The 23,998-nt window shown below is 32.8% G+C and carries 23 protein-coding genes, 2 tRNA genes and 1 riboswitch; of the genes, 10 read left to right on the top strand and 15 right to left on the bottom strand.

The features are described 5' to 3' along the window. Positions 1–96: 96 nt before the first annotated feature. The 6 genes from thiS to EV144_RS07555 form a co-directional block, all read right to left on the bottom strand. Positions 97–303: a sulfur carrier protein ThiS gene (gene thiS / locus EV144_RS07580; protein ID WP_134147659.1), complete on the bottom strand. Its 207-nt coding sequence runs from the start codon at positions 301–303 to the stop codon at positions 97–99. A 64-nt stretch (positions 304–367) separates the two neighbouring features. Then, positions 368–465, bottom strand: a riboswitch (TPP riboswitch). A 121-nt stretch (positions 466–586) separates the two neighbouring features. After that, positions 587–1,147 carry a DNA-3-methyladenine glycosylase I gene (locus tag EV144_RS07575; protein ID WP_134147657.1) on the bottom strand — a complete coding sequence of 187 codons (561 nt, stop codon included), beginning with the start codon at positions 1,145–1,147 and terminating at the stop codon, positions 587–589. Positions 1,148–1,219: 72 nt separating this feature from the next. Continuing rightward, on the bottom strand, positions 1,220–1,666 hold the full coding sequence (locus EV144_RS07570) for a lipocalin family protein (protein ID WP_134147655.1): 447 nt from the start codon (positions 1,664–1,666) through the stop codon (positions 1,220–1,222). Positions 1,667–1,792: 126 nt separating this feature from the next. Continuing rightward, the gene (locus EV144_RS07565) at positions 1,793–2,050 is read right to left on the bottom strand and encodes a hypothetical protein (protein WP_134147654.1); all 258 of its coding nucleotides are present in this window, start codon (positions 2,048–2,050) and stop codon (positions 1,793–1,795) included. Positions 2,051–2,241: 191 nt separating this feature from the next. Then, on the bottom strand, positions 2,242–2,421 hold the full coding sequence (locus EV144_RS07560; RefSeq protein ID WP_134147653.1) for a hypothetical protein: 180 nt from the start codon (positions 2,419–2,421) through the stop codon (positions 2,242–2,244). Next, positions 2,421–3,101: a queuosine precursor transporter gene (locus EV144_RS07555; protein WP_134147651.1), complete on the bottom strand. Its 681-nt coding sequence runs from the start codon at positions 3,099–3,101 to the stop codon at positions 2,421–2,423. The genes EV144_RS07560 and EV144_RS07555 overlap by 1 nt, the downstream gene beginning before the upstream one ends. A gap of 190 nt (positions 3,102–3,291) precedes the next feature. On the opposite strand from EV144_RS07555, the gene EV144_RS07550 reads away from it, so the two are divergent. Next, a complete protein-coding gene (locus EV144_RS07550; protein ID WP_243854638.1) occupies positions 3,292–5,397 on the top strand; it encodes a M3 family metallopeptidase in 2,106 nt (701 codons plus the stop codon). Between the two features lie 73 nt (positions 5,398–5,470). Here the strand turns inward: EV144_RS07550 and tsf are convergent, their stop codons facing one another. The 6 genes from tsf to EV144_RS07520 all read right to left on the bottom strand — a co-directional run bounded on the left by tsf (position 5,471) and on the right by EV144_RS07520 (position 10,134). Further along, positions 5,471–6,433: a translation elongation factor Ts gene (gene tsf, locus EV144_RS07545; RefSeq protein ID WP_134147648.1), complete on the bottom strand. Its 963-nt coding sequence runs from the start codon at positions 6,431–6,433 to the stop codon at positions 5,471–5,473. Positions 6,434–6,569: 136 nt separating this feature from the next. Further along, entirely contained in the window at positions 6,570–7,337 is a 768-nt protein-coding gene (rpsB, locus tag EV144_RS07540; protein WP_134147647.1) for a 30S ribosomal protein S2, read from the bottom strand. A gap of 176 nt (positions 7,338–7,513) precedes the next feature. Beyond that, entirely contained in the window at positions 7,514–7,900 is a 387-nt protein-coding gene (gene rpsI, locus EV144_RS07535; RefSeq protein WP_134147645.1) for a 30S ribosomal protein S9, read from the bottom strand. Then, positions 7,900–8,355 (bottom strand): 50S ribosomal protein L13, encoded by a 456-nt coding sequence (gene rplM, locus EV144_RS07530; protein ID WP_134147643.1) that lies wholly within the window; start codon positions 8,353–8,355, stop codon positions 7,900–7,902. The genes rpsI and rplM overlap by 1 nt, the downstream gene beginning before the upstream one ends. Positions 8,356–8,547: 192 nt before the next feature. Next, positions 8,548–9,360, bottom strand: coding sequence for a ferritin-like domain-containing protein (locus EV144_RS07525; RefSeq protein ID WP_134147641.1), 813 nt, complete (start codon positions 9,358–9,360; stop codon positions 8,548–8,550). A gap of 27 nt (positions 9,361–9,387) precedes the next feature. Continuing rightward, complete coding sequence (locus EV144_RS07520; RefSeq protein ID WP_134147639.1) at positions 9,388–10,134, bottom strand: ferritin-like domain-containing protein; 747 nt, start codon at positions 10,132–10,134, stop codon at positions 9,388–9,390. 490 nt (positions 10,135–10,624) lie between these two features. On the opposite strand from EV144_RS07520, the gene EV144_RS07515 reads away from it, so the two are divergent. Beyond that, the gene (locus tag EV144_RS07515) at positions 10,625–11,650 is read left to right on the top strand and encodes a LacI family DNA-binding transcriptional regulator (protein WP_134147637.1); all 1,026 of its coding nucleotides are present in this window, start codon (positions 10,625–10,627) and stop codon (positions 11,648–11,650) included. A 98-nt stretch (positions 11,651–11,748) separates the two neighbouring features. Here the strand turns inward: EV144_RS07515 and polA are convergent, their stop codons facing one another. Beyond that, a complete protein-coding gene (gene polA, locus EV144_RS07510; protein ID WP_134147635.1) occupies positions 11,749–14,592 on the bottom strand; it encodes a DNA polymerase I in 2,844 nt (947 codons plus the stop codon). A 291-nt stretch (positions 14,593–14,883) separates the two neighbouring features. On the opposite strand from polA, the gene EV144_RS07505 reads away from it, so the two are divergent. The 6 genes from EV144_RS07505 to EV144_RS07480 all read left to right on the top strand — a co-directional run bounded on the left by EV144_RS07505 (position 14,884) and on the right by EV144_RS07480 (position 19,427). After that, entirely contained in the window at positions 14,884–15,102 is a 219-nt protein-coding gene (locus EV144_RS07505; RefSeq protein WP_134147633.1) for a hypothetical protein, read from the top strand. Positions 15,103–15,295: 193 nt separating this feature from the next. Continuing rightward, positions 15,296–15,970, top strand: a complete 675-nt coding sequence (locus tag EV144_RS07500; protein ID WP_134147631.1) for a response regulator transcription factor — start codon at positions 15,296–15,298, stop codon at positions 15,968–15,970. Positions 15,971–15,982: 12 nt separating this feature from the next. Continuing rightward, positions 15,983–17,320, top strand: a complete 1,338-nt coding sequence (locus EV144_RS07495) for a sensor histidine kinase (RefSeq protein ID WP_243854637.1) — start codon at positions 15,983–15,985, stop codon at positions 17,318–17,320. 107 nt (positions 17,321–17,427) lie between these two features. Next, positions 17,428–17,622 (top strand): hypothetical protein, encoded by a 195-nt coding sequence (locus EV144_RS07490; protein ID WP_134147629.1) that lies wholly within the window; start codon positions 17,428–17,430, stop codon positions 17,620–17,622. A 193-nt stretch (positions 17,623–17,815) separates the two neighbouring features. Further along, positions 17,816–19,051, top strand: coding sequence for a metallophosphoesterase (locus EV144_RS07485; protein WP_134147627.1), 1,236 nt, complete (start codon positions 17,816–17,818; stop codon positions 19,049–19,051). Positions 19,052–19,124: 73 nt separating this feature from the next. Continuing rightward, positions 19,125–19,427, top strand: coding sequence for a thioredoxin family protein (locus EV144_RS07480; protein ID WP_110347818.1), 303 nt, complete (start codon positions 19,125–19,127; stop codon positions 19,425–19,427). A gap of 23 nt (positions 19,428–19,450) precedes the next feature. Here the strand turns inward: EV144_RS07480 and EV144_RS07475 are convergent, their stop codons facing one another. Together EV144_RS07475 and EV144_RS07470 are read right to left on the bottom strand one after the other, a co-directional pair. Continuing rightward, complete coding sequence (locus EV144_RS07475; protein ID WP_134147625.1) at positions 19,451–20,092, bottom strand: polysaccharide deacetylase family protein; 642 nt, start codon at positions 20,090–20,092, stop codon at positions 19,451–19,453. A 97-nt stretch (positions 20,093–20,189) separates the two neighbouring features. After that, entirely contained in the window at positions 20,190–23,468 is a 3,279-nt protein-coding gene (locus EV144_RS07470) for a DUF2723 domain-containing protein (protein WP_134147623.1), read from the bottom strand. Positions 23,469–23,714: 246 nt separating this feature from the next. On the opposite strand from EV144_RS07470, the gene EV144_RS07465 reads away from it, so the two are divergent. Together EV144_RS07465 and EV144_RS07460 are read left to right on the top strand one after the other, a co-directional pair. Further along, a tRNA-Gln gene (locus tag EV144_RS07465) sits at positions 23,715–23,785 on the top strand. A gap of 108 nt (positions 23,786–23,893) precedes the next feature. After that, a tRNA-Gln gene (locus tag EV144_RS07460) sits at positions 23,894–23,964 on the top strand. Positions 23,965–23,998 lie beyond the last annotated feature (34 nt).

Below are 23,998 nucleotides of genomic sequence, written 5' to 3'. Positions count from 1 at the left end.
GTTTTAATGCAATGTATTCCGTAAAGGTGCACAGTAGTACGTCTCCATTTAATATTCTAAATTGGAATTTGGAATTTTTAGAGTTGGAATTTGTTATCAACCACCCTGAGTGGCAGAAATAATAATAATTTCATCCGTTTCCTGAATGAAATGGGAATTCCATTTGAGTTTTGGAATTATAGTGTTGTTAACAGCAACGGCAATTCCGTTTTGTTTGTTCGGAATTTCGAGATCGAGCAATGCCTGAACGCTAAAAGTTTCAGCATCGAATGTTTTGAATTGTTGGTTGATTTTTAGTTCCATTCCTTTAAGTTTAGTGTATAGTTACACAATAGGAATGGCTGCAAAATACGCGTAAACGCGTGCGTGAAGTCATCTTACTTTTCCCTACGCTAGTATGAACTAGATCAGGTTCAGAGGGTAAAATCTCAGCCTGCAATGTTGCAGACACCCCTAAAGTGTGAAGCAAATGTAATGAATTTTTGGTTTAAATTTATTTTTGTTTCAGGTTTTAGGTCTCAAGTTTTTTGCGAATAGTTAATTACGACCGTAACTTTAAACCTGAAACCTGAAACAAAATAAACTTTTAGGATCTTCTCGTCCAGCAATCTTCGGCATGATCGTTGACCATTCCAGTTGCCTGCATATGAGCGTAAATTACGGTTGAACCGACAAATTTAAAACCTCTTTTTTTTAAATCTTTACTGATTTCGTCTGAAAGTGGAGTAGTGGCGGGAACATCCTTTGATGTTTTTGGATTGTTTATAATTGGTTTTCCGTTGGTAAATTTCCAAATATAATCAGAAAAAGTGCCAAATTCACCTTGCACTTTCATGAAAGCTTGTGCGTTAGAAACTGTCGCTTTAATTTTTAATTTATTTCTAATAATTCCAGTATTTTGAAGTAACTCTTCTATTTTGTCTTCAGAATAATTGGCGATTTTTTTATAATCGAAATGATCAAAAGCTTCTCTAAAATTTTCTCTTTTATTTAAAATGGTAATCCAGCTTAAACCGGCTTGAAAAGTTTCCAAAATTAAAAATTCAAATAAAGATGCATCATCGTAAATAGGAACGCCCCATTCTTCGTCATGGTATTTTTTATATAAATCGCTGGACAAACACCAGCTACATCTTATTGGTTCCATGTTTTTTTTCAAATGTATAAAAAAACCTCAAATCTAGATTGATTTGAGGTTTTAAAGATTTTAATCTTCTAATTAGATTTTTTTGTAAACAGATATGGCTATAACTGTTATACCTGCTTGGCTATATGTTTCTTTTACTTTTAGCTTGCTTCCAGATAATTCAGTGATTTCAAATTTTTCAGAATCATTAGACGCGTATTTTTTTGATAGTGTGTTTTCATCTTTTGTCCATGTTCCTTCCTGAGTATACGCTTTACAAGCATTATTTGTAAATTCTGAATAGCGGTCTATAAATTTGCCATCTGTTGTAAATTCTACAACATCTTTATCACAGCCATCATTTGTATATGGTTGTAATACTTCCTCGTTTCCAAGGATAGTTCCCACTTGAGAAAGTTCCCATTTGCCTATAAGAGATCCATTTGTGTTAGTATCTTCATTGTTATTGTCATTACTACAAGAAGAAACGGATAATGCCAATGCCACTACAGACAAAAATAAGACTTTTAAATTTTTCATTTTTTTATGATTTTACTTGTTAATATTTTTAACAAAAATAAATCATTTTGTAAGAAAAAACAATTTAAAGAGATGTTTTTTCTTACAAAATTCATAAAATGTTATTGTTGAATTATTTAGAATAAATTATTTGCCTATTTTCCAATGATACCCTTTTACGGATGGAATGTAAGCCTTGTTTCCAATTATGATTAAGTTGTTATAGACTTTCTTATTGTATTTTATACCAATTGCTTTACCAGAAGTATACATTTTATTAGCTTCAAACTTAAGTTTCATTTTAGCATCTGTAAATTTTGCATCAGAAATTCGTTCTACAAACCAAGTCGATTTCCATTTCACTTCAATTTCATCTTCGGCTGTTTTGGTAATACTTTTTATCATTTTTATTCCGTCGGCAGGAATGTTATGCTCTTCAATAAGTTCTTTTTGTGTTAAAGTTTCTCCTGTTTTGCAATCCGATAGAAATTTTTTGAAATAAGTAATTCCTAGAAATTTTTCATTTCCAATTTGGTTTTCTACAACGCTGTCAGTTTTGGTTTCTACAGTTTCAGAAACGATTTCTTTGGCAGCTGTTATTTTTTTACAATTGCATTTTTATAGCCTGATACTGTTGCTGCAGTACTTTCTGAAATAGTAACTACTTTGTTTGTAATTCCTTCGGTAGTGTCTTTTACCTGTTTTTTAATATTCTCTGTACAAGCTGTAAAGCAATATAAGATCAGGATTGAAAAATATATTTTATAATTTTTCATTATTGTAAATCTTCTTTATTATTTTCTTGAAGATTATCTTTATCTAAATATTTTTTAATCAGATGATGTCCTGCATATATAAGAGGGGTTAATATAACGGCTACAGAAAGTTTAAAAATATATCCCGTTAAACCAGATGAAATAAAAGTATCAAAATCAATTTTTCCGGGTAACCAAAAAGCAATTCCAAGTACAATAAAAGAATCAAATAACTGCGAAATTACAGTTGAACCAGTTGTTCTGAGCCAAATTTTTCTTTCGCCGGTTCTTCTCTTAAAAAACCAAAAAATCCAGACATCAATCAATTGAGATACCATAAAAGCGATTAAACTTCCAACAATAATCCACATACTCTGCCCAAAAACGGCTTGAAATTGTTCGTCATTTACGGGACTTATCCCTTTTGCGGCGGGAACTACGATCGCCATAAATAATATAAGAAAGGCATAAGCAATTAAACAGGCTGTTATAAAAGAAAGTTTTTTTACACCTTTCTCTCCAAAATATTCATTTATTAAATCTGTTGTTAGAAAAACAATTGGCCAAGGCAGAATTCCTATGCTCATTACAAACGGCCCAATCTGAATTAATTTCCCTCCAATAAGTTCAGCCACAACGGCATTGGTTATAAAAATACCTGCAAGAATTACAAATACAATTTCTCTTCTGGTTTTAAACATAGTAGTTTGTTAAATTGATTTTCAAATTTAAGCTATTTCTTCAAAATTTAAAATGGTTTGATTTTAATTTAAACTTTAGTTTTTAAATGGTCTTAAAGTTAAATTTTTCTATAGATTGATGATTTTTGGTTATTTTTGAAACAACAAGTTTAATTTATATTAAAGCAAATTAATGATAATGAAAAAATTAATGACAATTTTTCTCATGGGTACAACCTTTTTTGCGTCAAACGCACAAACCAATGCTGAAAATCCTTTATTAAAAAACTGGACAGGTCCTTACGGAGGTGTTCCAGCTTTTGATCAATATAAGGTTTCAGATTTTAAGCCGGCGCTTCAATTTGCAATTCAGGAGAAACTGAATGAAATTGATGTTATTGCTAACAATCCAAAAGCACCGACTTTTGATAATACAATTGCAGCTTTAGAGCGTTCGGGTAAAACAATTACAAGAATTGCTACGGTTTACGGAATCTTTAGATCTAATTTGAGCAGTCCGGAATTTAATGCTGTTGATACAGAAATGTCACCAAAGTTTTCTGAGTTTACAGATAAAATTAATCAAAACAAAAAACTTTTTGAAAGAGTAGCAACTTTGTATAACTCAAAAGAAAGTAAAAAGCTTACGAGTGAGCAGCAACGTTTAATTTGGTTGTATTACACAGATTTTGTTCGTGAAGGTGCAAAATTAAATGAAGCAGATAAAGCAAAAGTGGCAAAAATTAATGCAGAATTAGCATCACTTTATACAAAATTCAGCCAGAATTTATTGGCAGAAGAACATAATCAATATGTGGCATTAAAAACAGAAGCAGATTTTGATGGTCTTCCTCCAGAAGTAAAAAATGCTGCAATGGCAGAGGCTAAAGAAAGAAAATTAGATGCTTTAGGGTGCGTGGCAAATACACGTTCTTCTATCGAACCATTTTTAACTTTTTCGACTCGCAGAGATTTAAGAGAAAAAGCTTTTGATATTTTTGTAAAACGTGGCGATAACGGAAATGCAAATGACAATAATTCAACTTTGGTTTCAATCTTAAAATTACGTCAGGAAAAAGCAAAATTACTTGGTTTTCCTACGTTTGCACATTGGAGCTTGTCTAATAAAATGGCAAAAGATCCGCAGAAAACATTAGACCTAATGATGTCTGTTTGGAAACCTGCTGTAGAAAAAGTACACGATGATGTAGCAGAAATGCAAAAGATTGTAGATGCTGAAGGTGGGAATTTTAAAATTCAGCCTTGGGATTATCGTTTTTATGCTGAAAAAGTTAGAAAAGCGAAATATGATTTAGATCAAAATGAAGTTAAGCCTTATTTACAGCTAGAGAAATTGCGCGAAGGAATGTTCTGGGTTGCAGGTGAATTGTTTAATTTACAATTTAAACAAATTACAAATGTTCCTGTATATCATCCAGATGTGCGTGTTTGGGAAGTAAGTAATAAAGTTACGGGTAAAACGGTTGGATTATGGTATTTTGATCCTTACGCACGTGCAGGAAAGCGTTCTGGAGCATGGATGAATGCTTATCGCGATCAGCAAAAACTGGATGGGGATGTGCTTACAATTGTTTCTAATAACTGTAACTTTATTAAAGGAAGTACAGATGAGCCGATTTTGGTTTCTTGGGAAGATGCAAGTACTTTATTTCACGAATTTGGACACGCTTTACACGGCTTATGTTCAAACGTAACCTATCCAAGTTTAGCAGGAACATCTGTTGCAAGAGATTATGTTGAGTTTCCATCTCAATTGTTAGAGCACTGGTTAGCGACTCCGGAAGTATTAAATAAATTTGCTTTACATTATAAAACAAATCAGCCATTGCCAAAAGCATTGGTAGAAAGAATTGAGAAAGCAGCTAATTTTGGCGAAGGTTTTTCTACTGTTGAAACTATTTCAAGTTCTTTAGTAGATATGAAGCTTCACTTAGCTACAGAAACTATTGATCCTCATAAATTTGAAAAAGAAACTTTAGACGCGCTAAATATGCCGTCAGAGATTGTAATGCGTCATAGAATTCCACAATTCGGACACATCTTTTCTGGGGATGGCTATTCTGCTGGATATTACAGTTATTTATGGGCTGATGTTATCAATGCAGATGCTTGGGAAGCTTTCTTAGAAGGTAAAGGTCCTTATGATAAAGCTGTTGCAAAACGTCTTTACGATAATGTATTCAGTGTAGGTAATACTATCGATCAGGAAAAAGCATATGAAAACTTTAGAGGAAGAGCTCCTAAATCTGATGCTTTAATGAGAGCAAGAAATTTTCCTATTACAGATAAAAAATAATTAGAAAAAAGCTGAAATAAAAAAGCCCGAATAAATAATTATTCGGGCTTTTTTGTATTGAAAAAATAATATATTAACCTAAAGTAACTCTTTTGAAACCTGTAATTTCAACGTTGAATCCTTTAACGTAATCACTAACTTTTTTACTGTCATCTTTGATGAAGTTTTGGTCTAATAAAGCTTTCTCTTGATCTAATGTAGTATTGTCAGAGATGAAACGCTGTACTTTTCCAGGAATAATTTTATCCCAGATTTGTTCTGGTTTACCTTCAGCTTTTAATTCAGCTTTAGCATCTTCTTCAGCTTGTTTGATAACTTCTGGAGTTAATTGAGAGAAAGAAATATATTTAGGAACATTTTTTAAAGTTTTTCCTAAACGTTTAGCTTCTTCATTATCTTTTTCGATTACAGCAATACGAGCAGCAAGTTCAGATTCAACAAAAGCAGGATCAAAATCTTTGTAAGATAATGTATCAGCTCCCATAGAAGCAACTTGCATAGAGATGTCTTTTGTTAAAGTCTCAGCGTTGTCAACTTTTGCAGAAATAGCTGTTAAAGCAGCAATTTTGTTAACGTGAACGTAAGATCCAACGAAAGCTCCTTCTAAAATTTCGAAACCACCGATTTCGATTTTTTCACCGATTACACCAGTTTGCTCGATTAATTTTTCAGCAACAGTAATTCCGTTGAAATCTGAAGCTAAAAATTCTTCTTTAGAAGAGAAATTGATTGCTTTTTCAACTAAAGCTTTAGCTAAAGATACGAAAGCTTCATTTTTCCCTACGAAATCAGTTTCACAGTTTAAAGTAATGATAGCTCCTTTAGTATTGTCTGCATTGATAAAAGAAACAGCAGCTCCTTCAGAAGACTCACGGTCAGAACGGTTAGCAGCAACTTTTTGTCCTTTTTCTCTAAGGACTTGTATAGCTTTATCGAAATCTCCATCAGCTTCAACTAAAGCTTTTTTACAGTCCATCATTCCGGCACCTGTAGTTTGTCTTAATTTATTTACGTCTGCAGCAGTAATTGTTGCCATAATATTTTGAATTTTAATGTTAAAAGTAAAAATTCCAATTTTTAAATCCCAAATTCCAATTTTATTAAATTATCAACATAATGTTTTTAATTTTATTTTGGATTTTGGAATTTAAAATTGGAATTTAAAGTTTGATTTATTCTTCAGTAGCAGGAGCAGCTTCAGCTTCAACAGCAGGAGCTTCTTCGGCAGCAACTTCAGTTTCTTTTTCAGAACCTCTGTCAGAAAGACCTTCGATTACAGCAGCAGTTACTAAAGATAAAATTTTGTCAATTGATTTAGAAGCATCATCATTTGCAGGAATAACGTAATCAACCTCTCTTGGGTCAGAATTCGTATCAACCATTGCGAAAACTGGAATGTTTAATTTTTGTGCTTCTTTTATTGCGATATGTTCAGCTTTGATATCTACTACGAACAATGCTGCAGGTAGTCTAGACATATCAGCAATTGAACCTAAGTTTTTTTCTAATTTAGCACGAAGACGATCAACTTGTAAACGCTCTTTTTTAGAAAGAGTCATGAAAGTACCATCTTTCTTCATTTTATCAATAGAAGACATTTTTTTTACTGCCTTTCTGATAGTTACGAAGTTAGTTAGCATTCCACCAGGCCATCTTTCAGTGATGTAAGGCATGTTTGCAGCTTTTGCTTTATCAGCAACGATGTCTTTAGCTTGTTTTTTGGTAGCTACGAATAAAATTTTTCTACCTGATGCAGCGATTTTTTTCAAAGCTTCGTTAGCTTCTTCAATTTTAGCTGCTGTTTTATATAGATTGATAATGTGAATACCATTACGCTCCATATAAATGTAAGGAGCCATGTTTGGATCCCATTTTCTAGTCATGTGTCCGAAGTGAACACCTGCTTCTAGTAAGTCTTTAACTTCTATTTTGTTTGCCATTTTTGTACTAGTTTACGTTCTGTTGATTAGCAATGTATAAATGGCGGTTTCCCAGGCTTTATACATTTAGATGCTAAACTATTTCCTACCTCGGTAGGAGAGCAACAATAACTGTGTTTTTTAATTTCAATAAATAATTGAGTATGTCTTGTCCCATCTGAACAAGATAGGTAATATTAACGTTTAGAGAATTGGAATCTCTTACGAGCTTTCTTCTGACCGAATTTCTTACGTTCAACCATTCTTGGATCTCTTGTTAATAAACCTTCTGGTTTAAGGATTCCTCTGTTTTCAACATTTACTTCGCACATTGCACGAGCTAATGCCATTCTTACAGCTTCTGCCTGACCAGTTGAACCACCTCCGTAAACGTTTACTTTTACATCAAAGTTGTTTACATTTTCTGTCATAGACATTGGTTGTAAAACTTTGTATTGTAAAGTTGCAGTTGGAAAGTAAGTTGCGAATTCTTTTTTGTTTACAGTGATTTTTCCTGTTCCTTCAGAAACATATACACGTGCAACAGCGGTTTTTCTTCTACCGATTTTGTGAATAACTCCCATTACTTAAGATCGTTAAGGTTAACAGTTCTAGGTTTTTGAGCTGCTTGTTTGTGCTCAGATCCTACAACAACATTTAGATTTCTAAAAAGTTCTGCTCCTAATTTGTTTTTAGGTAACATTCCTTTTACAGCTTTTTCTACTAATAATGCAGGGTTTTTAGATTGCAATACTTTAGCAGTTAAAGTTCTTTGTCCTCCTGGGTAACCTGTATGACGCATGTAAATTTTGTCATTCATCTTTGTACCTGTAAGGTTAATTTTTTCTGAGTTGATAACAATTACGTTATCTCCACAGTCAACGTGCGGTGTGTAACTTGGCTTGTACTTACCTCTTAAGATCATTGCAACCTTTGAAGCAAGACGTCCTAAGTTATGACCTTCAGCGTCAACAACAATCCACTCTTTAGTTACTGTGGCTTTGCTAGCTGAAACTGTCTTGTAGCTTAATGCGTCCATAATATTATTTTAATTAAACATTCCATCCCCAATAAAGGGGATGCAAAAGTACAATTAATTATTTTAAAACCAAATACCTTAAAAGAATATTTTATATGCTGAAAATCAGGGGTTATGTTTTTAATTTAAAACAATAAAAAAAAACCGCCTTCACAATAAAGTGAAGGCGGTTCAATATTTAGAATTGTTTTGTTAAACAATAAATATATTTGCAATGTCAACTACTTGTTGCGTAGTCAGAGGCTCATCGTAAGCTTCTGATCCAGCGGCAGCTCCAAATGCAGATGCAGTATTAAATCCTGCCTGCATAGTTACTCCCTCGCCATCATAAACGGCTTGTGTTGCAGGAGGCATTCCTGCACCTCTTTCGGCATTAGAAATCCATCCTTTTAAACCGCGAAGTCTTCGTACCTCAGAGGCATGACGTGCTTCTACAGAATGTATCTGCAATGCAGCAGTTAATAAATCAGGTGTAGTAATTAAGTTTGCTGCCTGACCTTTATATGCTCTAACACCTGTATCTTCAAAAGCTTGTGCTAATGCTAAAAATGTTGGGTAATCTCCAAAAGGATTAAATGCACCACCAACAGTAAAGTCAAAAGTAGGTTTTGGGACAAAATTGGCACTTGCTGTACCGCCTAATCCTGCAATTAAAAATTTTACGTGATCTGATTCGTGCGCAGCGATCTGCTGAAAAACTTTTAAATCGCGTCCGCCATTTTCAGAAGCCGGAATTACTCCGGAATCTAATGCCATAGCGTAAAATTCGTTTTCAAGATATTCTAAGGTCAATGCAAATTGCAAAGCTCCAATAGGAGTTGCAGGAGTTGCAGTAATATCTTTTGCCATTGCTTTATTGGCAAGAGCTGATAATCCGAATGGAATTGATGCTAGCGCCAGATTTTTTCCGATATTTCCAAACTGTGAAAAACTGTCTCTGCGAGAACCCGTGCTTTTCATTAAATTATCATCAGTGAAGGATTCTATTAATTTTAAAATATTCATAATTTCTAAGTATTAAGCTGGTTAGTATTAAGGTAGATATTTAGCGGTAAATTTTGTTGTAATAAATCCTCCCGCAACTGGTAAAATTTTTGAAGGATCTTTAGCTACATCCAACCCGGTTGAATCGCTTACAATATCGTCACCAGCAAAATCTTTAGAATTTGGATTAATCAAACTACGTATTGCAGAAGCATGTCTTGCTTCTACAGAAACAATTTTTCCGGCTAATAATAAATAATCAGGACTTTTAATTAATCTTCCCGCGCCATTATAAGCTGCAACTCCTGTATCTTCAAGTGCTTTTGCAGTTGCTAATACCTCGTTACGACTATTAAAATTTAAAGAACCATAATTAAAAGCCAAAGTAGGCAGTAATTGTGAACTAGGATCAGGAAGTGCTCCGGTCAATGCTGCTTTAAAAAAATCTCTATGTACTACTTCGTGATGGTATAAATCGGTTAAGACTTCTCGTTCTAAAGAACTGAATGCAGAATTAAACATACTGCCATTTACTACCTTAGTATAAAAGTCTGCTTCTAACTGCTCTAAAGCATAAGCGTAAGTCAGTACTCCAAAATCACCGGAGCCTAAATCAAACACACCATTTCTAACTCCAGGCAGAGAAGTATCCTCCATATCATTATCATCATCATTGTTGCTGCAACCAGCCAAGACCAAACCGGTGGTCACTAATGTTAATCCACTGAGCTTAAGAAAGCTCCTTCTGCTATTCAATGAAGGATCAACTTCATGAATTTTAACTTCGTTTTTCATAATAATAGATTTTTATAAGGTTAATAACATTGGTCTTAACTTATTAACGAAATTTTTGGAGATGCGGTTTTTGAATTATTTTGCTTTTTTCTTTTTTTAGCATCATTTATATTAAAGATACGTTAAAAATTGTAATAAAATTCTTTAACATAATTATTAAAAAACTTAGTTTTGTTGCGTTTTAGATGTATTTATTTGTTAATTCTTAATAAAAAACACTTGTAATTACTTATTATTTAAAAAACGGAAATAATAATTTTTTCATAATTTTTTTTATCAGTGTAATCTTTTTTTAACATATTTACAGCTATTAAGTAAGTTATTACTTAATAATAAAGATTCTTTTCTAATTTAAATATCAAATGATTCTTTTTTAAAAACTTGTTTTCTAAGTAAAATGATTCTCAATTTTAGCACTGCTTTTCAGTAGTTTTTGTTGTAATTTCAGTAATTCTATTATATTTGTATTAATTACATAAAATTCAATTGGATGAAAGCTAAAGCAACTCTAAAACAAATAGCGAAAGAACTTGGTGTTTCTGTGTCGACAGTTTCTAAAGCGTTAAATGACAGCCCTGAAATCAGCGAACAAACAAAGGTGAAGATTAAAGAGTATGCCAAACTCAAAAATTATAAACCGAATGTTATTGGTTTGAATTTGAAGAATCGTAAAACCAAAACGATCGGAGTAATTATACCTAATATATTAAACTCCTTTTTTGCAAAGGTTTTTAGCGGTATTGAAAAAGTTGCCGATAAAAAAGGTTATAATGTAATTACGTGTATTTCTAATGAATCTTTAGAAAAAGAAGTACACACGCTTGAAATGTTGAGTAATGGAACAATAGACGGTTTCATTTTATCTGTTTCTCAGGAAGCGCAAAAACTTCAGGATTACAATCATTTTTCGGCTATTATAAATGATGGAACTCCTATAGTAATGTTTGACAGAATTGCTGATGAAGTAGAATGCGATAAAGTTGTAGTTGACGATTTTGATTCGGCTTTAAATTCTACACAGCATTTAATTGATTTAGGATGTAAAAATATTGCCCTTATTTCTTCTGTAGATAATTTAAGTGTGGGTAAATTGAGAGCAGATGGATATCTAAAAGCATTAAAAGATAATAATATTCCGGTAAACGAAAAAATTATTATTAGAACAGATTCTGAAGATGAAATGAAAAGTAAATTGGATGTTCTTTTTGATAATAAAATCGACGGAATTTTTGCTTTGGATGAAAATGACTCAGTTGCTGCATTAAGAGTTAGTTTGAAAAAAGGATACAGAGTTCCAGAAGATATTTCGATAATAGGTTTTGCTGACGGAATTTTAGCTTCGAGACGTTTGTCGCCAAGTTTAACAACAGTAAGTCAGCACGGAATCGAGATTGGCGAAGTTGCTGCCAAAAAATTAATCGAAAGATTAGAAGAATCGGAAGAAGAAACTTCAAATTACGAAACGATTGTCATCAAAACAAAATTGAAAGAAAGAGAATCAACTCGAAAAAAATAAAAAAGAAAAACCATCAGCAGAAACTGATGGTTTTTTTATGTCTCAATTTTAGATGTTTTTCAAATCTAAAGTCAACAATCTAAAATCTGAAATTAATATTAATGTGCTTCCAGCCAATCTTTACCCAATCCTAATTCCACTTCCAAAGGAACTGCCATTAAAAATGCATTTTCCATTTCGTGTTTAATCATTGGCTGAATTTTTTCGAGTTCATCATTGTGAACATCAAACACAAGCTCATCATGTACCTGTAGCAGCATTCTAGATTTCCAGTTTTCTTCTTTTAATTTTTTATGAATGTTAATCATGGCAATTTTAATCACATCGGCAGCGCTTCCCTGAATTGGTGCGTTTACTGCATTTCGTTCTGCTGCACTTCTTACAACTGCATTTGCAGAATTAATGTCTTTTAAGTAACGGCGACGACCCAGAATAGTCTGTACATATCCTTTTTCGCGTGCAAATTCTATTTGCTCATTAATATAAGATCTTAATCTTGGGTATGTTTTATAATAAGCTTCAATTAAAGCGGCGCTTTCACTTCTTGATAATGAAGTCTGGCTGCTCAATCCAAAAGCAGAAACACCGTATATAATTCCGAAGTTTACCGTTTTCGCATTACTTCTTTGTTCGCGTGAAACTTCTTCTAAAGCAACATCAAAAACTTTTGACGCAGTTGCTCGGTGAATATCTTCTCCGTTTTGAAAAGCGGCTATCATATTTTCTTCGCCACTCAAAGCAGCAATAATTCTTAATTCAATTTGCGAGTAATCGGCAGATATTAAAGTGTGGTTTTCATCGCGTGCCACAAAAGCTTTACGAATCTGGCGACCTCTTTCAGTACGAATCGGAATATTCTGCAAGTTCGGATTATTAGAACTCAAACGTCCCGTAGCGGCAACGGTTTGCATGTAATCGGTATGAACTCTAAGTGTTTTTTTGTCCACTTGTTCCGGCAAAGCCAAAATATAAGTGCTCTGTAATTTTACCATTTGGCGCCAGTCCAAAATTTCTTTTACAATTGGGTTGTCATTTGCCAGATAAGTCAAAACTTCTTCACCGGTTGCGTATTGTCCGGTTTTAGTTTTCTTTTGTTTGGCACCACCAATTTTCATTTTATCAAATAAAATATCTCCCAATTGTTTTGGTGAAGCCAGATTGAATTTTTCTCCAGCTGTTTCGTAAATTTTTTGTTCCAAAGATTTAATTTCAACATCCATTTCTTTAGACATTGCGCTTAAAAACTCTACATCAAGACGAATTCCCTCGGTTTCCATATCGGCTAAAACACTTACTAACGGAATTTCGATTTCGTCAAATAATTTTTTAGTTTCGGTATTGTCTAATTCAGATGTAAAAACTTCTTTTAATTGTAACGTAATGTCGGCATCTTCTGCAGCATATTCCTTGATTTCTTCAAGAGCAACATCACGCATTGAGATTTGATTTTTACCTTTTTTGCCAATTAAAGTTTCAATAGATTTTGGAGAATATTTTAAATACGTTTCAGCCAAAATATCCATATTATGACGCATATCCGGATTAATCAAATAATGCGCAATCATCGTATCAAAAAGTTTTCCTTTTACAGTAACTCCGTATTTCGATAAAATCTTCAAGTCGTATTTTAAATTCTGACCAATTTTCTCAATGTTTTCATTTTCAAAAAACGGAACAAATTTTTCAATTAAAACTTGTGCTTCTTCCTGACTTTCCGGAAACGGAACATAAAAGCCTTTTCCTTTTTCATAAGAGAAAGAAATTCCAACCAATTCTGCATGCAAAGCATCCAAACCTGTCGTTTCAGTATCAAAACATACCGCAGTTTGTTTTTGCAGGTTCTGTAAAAGCAATTTTACTCCTAAATCACCTTCAATTGCTTGGTAGGAGTGAGGTGTAGTTTCTAAAGTCTCGTAAAATGAAGTTCTTGCTTGCTCTGTATTTTCTCCATCAGTATTTCCACCACCAAAAAGATCAAATTGATCTTCATTTTTTGGTTGTGGTTTTTTATATAATTTGGCATCAGCTGGTGCGCTCGCAGTTTCGGCAGTTCCACCAACTTTAAATAAATTATCAAATTGTTCCGCCATTCTTCTAAATTCCAATTCCTGAAAAATAGCGTCTGTTTTTTCGATATCAGGACGAGTTAACTCATAATCTTCTTCATTAAAGGTAACATCGCAGTCAATAATAATTGTAGCTAGTTTTTTAGAAAGAATACCTTTTTCTTTATTAGCTTCAATGTTTTCTTTCATTTTTCCTTTTAGCAAATGCGTATTGGCCAAAAGATTTTCCATTGTTCCAAATTCTTTCAAAAATTTCTTAGCGGTAACTTCACCAACACCAGGAAGTCCCGGAATATTGTCGACAGCATCGCCCATCATTCCAAGAAAATCAATTACCTGTTCTGGTCTTTCGATTTCAAATTTGGCTAGAACCTCAGGAATTCCCCAAATTTCAATTCCATTACCCATACGGGCAGGTTTGTACATGAAAATATTTTCAGAAACCAATTGTGCAAAATCCTTATCAGGCGTAACCATAAAGACTTTGTAGTTTTGTTTTTCGGCTTGTTTTGCAATTGTACCAATTAAATCATCGGCTTCACAACCATTAGATTCTATAATAGGAATATGCATAGCGCGCAGTAATTCTTGAATATAAGGAACTGCAATTCTGATTGCTTCGGGAGTTTCGTCTCGATTGGCTTTATATTCTACATACATTTCTGTACGTACATGACTTCCTCCTTTATCAAAAGCAACTGCTAAATGATCCGGTTTTTCTCTTTTAATAACATCCAAAAGTGAGTTCATAAAACCCATAATTGCAGATGTATCCATTCCTTTTGAGTTTATTCTCGGATTTTTGATAAAAGCATAATATCCGCGAAAAATTAATGCATAGGCATCGAGAAGAAAAAGACGTTTTTGAGTTGACATATAAAAAAATTTAGTCCGTAAAAATAATCAATTGAGTTTAAAATCGATTCTGTTTTTCGAATTTAAATAGTTAAGTTTTGTAACAGAATCTTTTTTTACCATATAAGTTATATAAGTTCATTTAAAGATATCTTGCTTACATTTACTTATATAACTTATATGGTGAAAAAAAGGCATTCGTTAATATCAAGTTAAAGTTTTTATGACGCCAGTATTCTTCATTTTTTCTTCATTTTACAGGGGTAAATTTGGTCTATAATTAAAAGGTTATTAATTAAATCAATAGAAATCATGAGAAATTTTTTAATGTTACTCGTAGCAGTTTTAGGAACAAGCGCAATGGTACATGCATTTCCTCCGGCAGTAAAAGTTGGTCCTGCAAAAGAGGTAAAAGCGATTAAAGAACCAAAAGCTAAAGCTGAAAAAAAATCAGATAAAAAATCAGATAAAAAAGCTAAAACAGAGAAAAAAGAAGCCTCTAAAACAGAAACTGCAAAAATGAAAAAATAAATGCAAATTTTGTTTTACTATCAAAAAACATGACAAGGGCAGTAAAACAGAAAGGGTAATTAGAAAAATGCAGATGATGGAAAGCTGGTAAAGAAATTTATCAGCTTTTTTTAATACGTTAATATTTTAATAAGGCGCAACAGTACTTTCTATAATTTCTTACTTTTATTTGCGCTTACAATCCTATATAGTTATGAATATTTTAGTTGTTGAAGATAATAAAGAACTAGCTGTAGAAGTTTACGATTTTTTATGCAATGGCGGTTATGTGTGCAAACTTGCTCATAATTGCAGTGATGCGCTCGAAGAAATCAACAGTAACGATTATGATGCAATGCTTTTGGATCTTGGCCTGCCAGACGGCGATGGTTTTGAAATTCTAAAAGCAGTTCGTAAAACAAAATCAAAAATGGCTGTTATCGTAATTACGGCCCGCGGCGAATTAGACGACAGAATTAATGGGCTTCATCTTGGTGCCGATGATTATTTGACAAAACCATTTGCTTTAACGGAACTTAGTGCGCGTTTGTTTGCGGTTATTCGCAGAATGCACGGTTATACGATGAATGATTTAATCGTACACGGATTTTGTCTGCAGCTGCAGGATTATAAAGTAAGTTATGATGACATTCCGATTAATTTAACCAAAAAGGAGTTTGATATTTTTCAATATTTAGTTTTAAATAAAAATCGTGTAATTACCAGATTACAGCTCACAGAACATATTTGGGGCGATATTCTGGAAGTAAATTCAGATTCGAATTTTATAGATGTGCACGTTAGAAATCTCCGAAAAAAACTTGATAAACATACCGATATCAGCTGGTTTGAAACAGTTCGAAACGTTGGTTATCGTATTAATGCTTAAAAAGAAATTACTTTGAAAATAAAACACCAACTGGCTATTTTTAATGCATTAACAAGATTGTTGTTAATCTTGATTTTGTGGCTGATGCTACCCATTTTGGTTGAAAAAGTAGTTTACCGGCATATTAATAATAGTCTGGTTGAAAAAGAGAAAAAGTTTATTGATCATTTAAATCGAAATGAAATTAATGATTTTATAGAAAACACTGCCGATTCTACCGATACTTATTCTCAATTTTCTACACTGCACAGTGAATTTTTGGTGCTTTCAAGAGCTGCTGCAAAACCTACTCAAAAGAAAACTACTTTTAGCAATGATTACAGAGTTATAGAAGGAGAGGATAATGAATACCGAATTCTGCGTCACTTTTTTACTTATGAAAATCAAGGCTATCAACTTGAAATAGGAAGTAGTATCAGCGAAATAAAAGACCTTACATTTATTATTCGTTTTTTTATTATTATTGTTTTCGTTGTGGTGCTTTTGATTACTTTTTTGGCCGATACCTTTTATATTGAATATCTGCTAAAACCTTTTTATAAAATTATTGATACTAAAATTAGACGCGTAAACGAACCTGAAGCTTTTGATCATACTCCGATAAAAGCGGCATCGCGGGATTTTAGAGAACTGGATTTTGTTTTAAATCAAATGATGGATCGTATTGCGGAACTTTTTAAAAAAGAGAAACAATTTATTTCTAATGTTTCGCACGAACTTCTTACGCCAATTGCACTTCTAAAAAACAAATTCGAAAATTTATTGCAAAATGATTCTTTGGATGATAATGCAGTAGATAAAATTGCGGGTTCACTGCGAACTTTAGACATGCTGAAAAAGATCATCAATAATTTGCTGCTGATTTCCAGAATCGAAAATAATCAATATGCTACTGATGAAGAAATTCATTTTGGAGAAATGGTAACAGATATGCAGGAAGACCTTCAGGATAGAATAGAAGACAGAGGGCTTAGTTTCACGAATACCATGCAGCATAATTTTAGTTTTAAAGGAAATAAGACTCTAATTCATATTCTAATTTATAATTTGATTACCAATGCGATCAAATACAATAGAGAAAATGGCGGAATTATTATTTCAGATGGTTTTCAGGATGATCAGTATTTTATTTCTATTGCAGATTCTGGTATTGGAATGGATGTTTTTCAGATCGAAAAAATATTTAACCGATTTACCCGAATCAGTTCAGATCAGGAAGGGCAGGGATTAGGGCTTGCTATTGCTAAGAGTATTGCTTCTTTTCATCATATCGAAATCAACGTAACTTCAATAATTAACGAAGGTACAACCTTTGTTCTTTCGTTTCCGGAAACTGCAAAACCCAATTAAAAGTTAATTTTTTTTAACCCTATTAATCTTCATTTAATCTTCATTTACTGATTATATCTTTGGCTTATAAATAATCAAATAATAATTAATTTATAAAATTTAAAGTCATGAAAAAATTAGTAATGTTAGCAGTAGCAGTTTTAGGAACAACAGCAATGGTAAGTGCACAAGCAACTCCAGCACAAGCAGCACCAGCAAAAGAAACTAAAGCTCCAAAAGAGAAAAAACACCACAAAAAAGAAGACAAAAAAGCAGCTACAGCTAAAACAGAAGCAGCTCCAAAAGCTGAAGCAAAAAAATAAAAATCTAATTTAGATTTTTTGGTTTCATAGATTAGGATTTTGTTTATGAAACAACGTTGATAATAATAGTTTTAACAGAAAAAAGGCTGATGGAGAAATCTATCAGCTTTTTGCGGTTTAATTGAGTTAAATTTTTGATAATAAAAAGCAATAAAATTTTCATTCTTTGTTACTTTGCTTAAAACTATAACCAATGATCTTTCGTTTTGTAATCCTTTGTGCTCTTTTTTTATTTGTAGAGTTTTATTCTTATCAAGCTTTTCGAACTTTAATCAAAATTAGATGGGTTCTGGTTAGTTATCAAATTATTAGCTTACTGCTTTTAATTTTTATTATCTATTCTTTTACGCAATTTGATCGTTCTGTTGGACAAACCAAACAGACCATGTTTACCATGGGATTGATGCTTTTAATTTATGTTCCTAAAATTGTAATTACATTAATTTTATTTGGAGAAGATATTTTTAGAATCGGAGCTAGTATTTTAAATTATTGCATGTATAATGCGCCTCGAAAGGAAATAATGCCAGACAGACGTAAGTTTGTCAGCCAGATCGCTTTAGGACTTGCTGCGATTCCGTTCTTGTCTTTAATTTATGGAATTTTTGAAGGAAAATATAATTTTAAAGTGATCAAGCAGACTGTTTTCTTTCCAGATCTTCCAGACGCTTTTGATGGCTTTAGAATCACTCAGATTTCAGATGTGCACAGTGGTAGTTTTGATAATCCGGATAAGATCAATTATGCTATTGATTTGATTAATGCGCAAGAATCGGATATGATTTTGTTTACAGGAGATATTGTAAATACACATGCAAAAGAAATGAATCCGTGGTTAGAGACTTTTAAAAGAATAAAAAACTATAAATACGGAAAGTTCTCTGTTTTAGGAAATCACGATTACGGCGAATATGTAACCTGGCCTTCTGAAAAAGAAAAAGATGAGAATTTTCAAGCGATAAAAGACTTATACGGAAAAATTGGTTTTGAACTTTTGCTAAATGAGCATACTTACATCCAGAAAGGTGATGATAAAATCGCGTTGATTGGTGTAGAGAATTGGGGACAGAATTTTAAAAAAGCCGGTGATTTAAACAAGGCTTCTCAGCATGTTGATCAAGATGATTTTAAGGTTTTAATGAGTCATGATCCAAGTCATTGGGAATACGAAATTAAAAAGCATCCAAAGAACTTTCATTTAACATTAGCGGGTCATACGCACGGTATGCAGTTCGGTATCGAAATTCCGGGCTATTTTAAATGGAGTCTCGCACAATATATTTATAAACAATGGGCAGGTTTATACGAAGAAGCCGGTCGTTACGTTTATGTTAATCGTGGATTTGGTTTTCATGCCTATCCAGGTAGAGTTGGGATCATGCCCGAAATAACAGTTATAGAACTAAAAAAGGGCAACAATGTGGCTTAATTCGTTAAAAATGCTACATTTGTATAATATTGATCTCTTTTGTAGATTAAAAAAAATTTAAATTTTTGGTTTTATGTCAAAATTTGGAGAACTAATAAATGCTCAAGTTCCTGTGTTAATTGATTTTTACACAGATTGGAATGAATCGTCTGTTTCTATGCATCCTGTTATTAAGGATGTTGCGGCTGCGCTTGGTGATAAAGCCAAAGTAATCAAAATTGATGTAGATAAGAATCAAGAACTGGCAGAAGCGCTTCGTATAAAAGGACTTCCGACTTTAATGATTTATAAAGAAGGTCAAATGATCTGGAGACAGTCAGGAGAACTTGATGCAAATACTATTATCGGAATTGTTCAGGAACAATTCGGGGTATAATACACTTCTAAAGTTGATGTTATTTAGTGAATAATATCAAATGAATATCCATTTTCTTTTAAAAAATGTAAGGTTTTAGGCAATGCGAATTTTAAATTCGGAGATGCCTTTACACTGTCATGAAATACAATCACACTTCCTGATTTTACGTTTTTAGTAACGTTTTCAAGACATTTTTCCGGAGTAATAGATTGGTCAAAATCTGCACTTAAAACATCCCACATCACAATTTTATAACCTAATTTACGGAGTATCTTAGATTGTGTCTTTTTAATTTTTCCATAAGGAGGACGAAATAATAAACGATCGCATGTTTTTTCCTGCTCTTCTAGTACATGAGCACAATTCTTAACATTTTCGATATAATCGTTTGTGTGGATTTTCCAGCCATTTACATGATTCATCGTATGATTTCCGATAGAATGTCCTTCGGTTATCAGTTTTTGGAATAAGGCTAAATTCGCTTTTATATTTTTTCCGATGCAGAAGAAAGTGGCTTTTGCATCAAATTTTTTCAATTCAGATAAAACCCAATCTGTAATTTCGGGAGTTGGACCGTCATCAAAAGTTAGGTATATCTTCTTTTCATTATTAGGAATGTCCCAGCAATATTTAGAAAATACCCTTTTTATAAATGAATTTGTTTTTACCCAATAAAAGCTCATGATGAAATGATTTAGAGATATACGTAAAATTAAAAAATGCAGCGCTATTTATCAAACAGCGCTGCATTTTTTTAATCAGTATATTTTTCGTATCTTATTATTCTTTTTCTCTTCCAAAACGTTCAAAAACATTTACATACGTATTAAAAGTTTTCTTGTGTTTTTCGTAGAATGCTACATCCTTGTTTTCCTTCATAACCTGCAATAAACTTCTGTAACGTTCGATATCTGTAATAATATCAATTGCTAAATCAGTTTGGTCTGAAGCAGATAAAGTGCTGTAATAATTTAAGTCTTCCTTATACTTCTGAATCAGTTTATTCAACAAATCTTGAGCTTTTGCCGTTTCTCCTACTTTATAGTATCCATTTGCAAAAGGTTCTACCAGCGAATAATAGCCGTATTTATCCAACGGCAGTTTAGTAATAGCCAGATTGATTACATTTTTAGCTTTATCAATTTTACCTTCAGCTATAAGCTGATCCATTAAGCGCGATAAATTAGTTCTGTAGGTAATACTGTTTCTTCTGGTTTCAGGATCATGATAGATATTACCATTACTATTTCCCCAATCCCATTTCATAACGATATTGTACATTTTATCGGCATCAATTTGTCCCATATCCATAGGTCCGCCATCTTTTGAAGGCGTATTTTTAATAGGAACTAGTTTGTAAACCATACCGTCTAATTGCAGGTAATCTTTCATCCATAAATAATCTTCATCATCAAAAGCACCGCCGCTAAAGTAAATTGGTCTTTTCCAATTATTATTAGCTATAATATCAAGCATAATTAAACGGTTTTTGTAAAGCGCGCTTCCTTTTATAGTAAGATCAATGTATGGTACAATAGAATCATTGTATTTAGGATTAACGACTTTATTTTTGATAATGGTATTTTTATCAACGTTAATTCTAATTTTATCTGTTGGATAAAAATGGATTGTTTGTCCATTTTGCATTTGTACCGTTGATTTTGGATTTTTAATAAAATTAATAAAATCAACAATGTTCCAGCGTGTTTCTGTTTTTTGAATATGAGCCACATAATCTCGGTTATCTCCTACGTATTCATCATGCGTAAATGAGATTGGTAACGGATCAGATTCATAAGCTTTAGCTTTCATTTGGTCAATATACCAATCTGTGTTCACTAAGCTTGTGTTTACGATTTTAACATCTGTTCTGTAGTGCTCAATTTCCTGGGCATACCAGAGTGGGAACGTATCATTGTCTCCAATAGTAAATAAAATAGCATCTTTATCGCAAGAACTTAAATAAGCTTTTGCCATTGCAACAGCTGTATATTTACCAGATCTGTCATGATCATCCCAGTTTTGAGAAGCCATTAAAACAGGAGCTGCTAATAAGCTTGCAGCAATAATAACAGGACCTGCAATTTTAGGAGCGAGATATTTCTGGAAGCTTTCATAAAGAGAATAAACTCCAAAACCAATCCAGATAGCAAATACATAAAAAGATCCCACAAGAGCATAATCTCTTTCACGAGGCTCAAAAGGCCTTTCGTTTAAGTAAATTTTTAGGGCAATTCCAGTAAATAAAAATAAAGCCAAAAGAACATAAAAACTTTTAAGATCTTTATTAGCATGATACATTATTCCAATTAAACCTAAAATAAAAGGCAGGAAGAAATAAACGTTACGGCCTTTGTTGTTTAGAACATCACTTGGTAAATTATCCTGAGAGCCTAAGTGTATAGAATCAAGAGCCTTAATGCCGCTAATCCAGTTTCCGTCAAGATTATCATACTTACCTTGATTGTCACTTTGACGGCCAACAAAATTCCACATCAAATATCTCCAGTACATATATCCAAATTGATATTCGAACATGAAACTAAAATTTTCTGCTGTTGATGGTTTTTCAATAATCAAGTAATCTCCGTAACTTTTTAAGAATTTAACATAGCCCTCATTGTCAATTTGTTTTTGAGCATATGCTTGTCTGAATTCAGAAACTGTTTTTTCAACTTCGTGACGTAATTGTTCAATAGCCTTATTGTATTCCTCTTCGCTTAATTTCGTAGGATCAATACCATATTTCTGTAAATCATCTTCAAAATTATAATCATTATTTATTTTAAATTTTGGAGGACTTGTAAAATTGATATAGTTTTGAATGTGTGGCACTTCTGTACTCCACATTCTTGGCAGAATCGTTTTCTGGTTGTCATCCATATTCTGATCTGCATTCTTAAAATTATTGGTAATAATATATTTACCAGATTTATAATCTCTTTCGTAGTTAGGTTTTTTGTCCAAATAAGGAGTTGTTGCATCAAGACCGGCAAAAACTTCTGTGTATTGAGGTCCATAAAACAAAGGATTTACACCATATTGTTCACGATTGTAATACGCTAAAACTTCGGCAGCATCAGACGGTTTATTTTCGTTGATAACCGTATTTGCATTTGCACGCACAGGAAGCATCATCCAGGTAGAAAAACCAATTAAGATGAATAAAATACAAAGAATGATCGTGTTATAGAAAACAAATCCTTTTTGTTTGGTAAATTTTAATCCAAAATAAAAGAAAGCGATAAGAACTAAAGTGACAAAAATAGTTCCCGAATCAAAAGGCATTCCCATGCTGTTTACCATAAAAACTTCTGTTTTTCCGAAGAAAGCCATTGTAAGCGGTAAAAGCAATTTGAAAATAAACAATAAGATACCAATAACAACAACATTCGCTATAAGGAAGTTTTTGATGGTAACTTTTTCGTAATGCTTAAAATAATATAAGAAGCCTATAGAAGGAATAGTTAGCAAAGCCATAAAGTGAACTCCGAAAGAAAGCCCGATAACAAGCGAAATGATTAATAACCATTTATTTCCTTTAGGTTTATCCATGTCTTGTTCCCAACGTAATCCAAGCCAGAAAAGTAAAGCAATTAATAAAGAGGCCATTGCATAAACTTCGGCTTCTACTGCATTAAACCAGAAACTATCTGAGAAAGTATAAGCAAGAGCACCCACAAATGAACTTCCTAAAATAACAACTGAATTATTTTGATCAATTTCGGCAAAACGAGCCACAATTTTTTTCAAAATCATAGACGAAGACCAAAACATAAATAGAATAGTAAATGCGCTAGAGAAAACAGACATCATATTTACCATTACCGCCACATGTTGATCATCTATGGCAAACATGGCGAAAAAAGCACCCATCATTTGAAACAAAGGCGCTCCCGGAGGGTGGCCAACTTCTAGTTTAGCGGCTGTAGCAATGTATTCGCCACAATCCCAAAAGCTCATGGTAGGTTCAACAGTTAGTGTGTAGGTAATTAAAGCGATTGCAAATGCAAACCAACCAATAATAGTATTCCATTTATTGAAATTGAATTGTGCCATATTTAGGTGTTATAATTTTGTATGTTTTTCTATCCTACAAAGAAAATGTTTTTTTATGGAAAGAAAAGAGCATTAACATAAAATTCTACAAAACTATCTTTAAAAAGTAATGCGTTGTTTATGAGGTGCTTCGGTTGGCAGTAAGATTTTTGAAGTTAAAAAAAATAAAATAAATGATTTTTTTTGGTCAAAAAGTTTGCACAAACTAAATAAAGCCTTAAATTTGCACTCGCTTAACAGCATTGCTGGTCTATGGTGTAATGGTAACACAACTGTTTTTGGTGCAGTCTTTCAAGGTTCGAGTCCTTGTAGACCAACATAAAGCCTCTCAGAAATGAGAGGCTTTTTTTATTTGAAAAAAGTTTCGTTTAAAATTTGCATAACTTAAATAAAGTTCTAATTTTGCACCCGCTTAACAGCACTGCTGGTCTATGGTGTAATGGTAACACAACTGTTTTTGGTGCAGTCTTTCAAGGTTCGAGTCCTTGTAGACCAACATAAAGCCTCTCAGAAATGAGAGGCTTTTTTTA

Source organism: Flavobacterium sp. 270, from assembly GCF_004368785.1.
In the GTDB taxonomy this organism is placed as follows: Bacteria; Bacteroidota; Bacteroidia; order Flavobacteriales; family Flavobacteriaceae; genus Flavobacterium.
The sequence above is the reverse complement of the archived record's forward strand: the minus strand, read 5'-3'. Positions and strand labels throughout refer to the sequence as shown.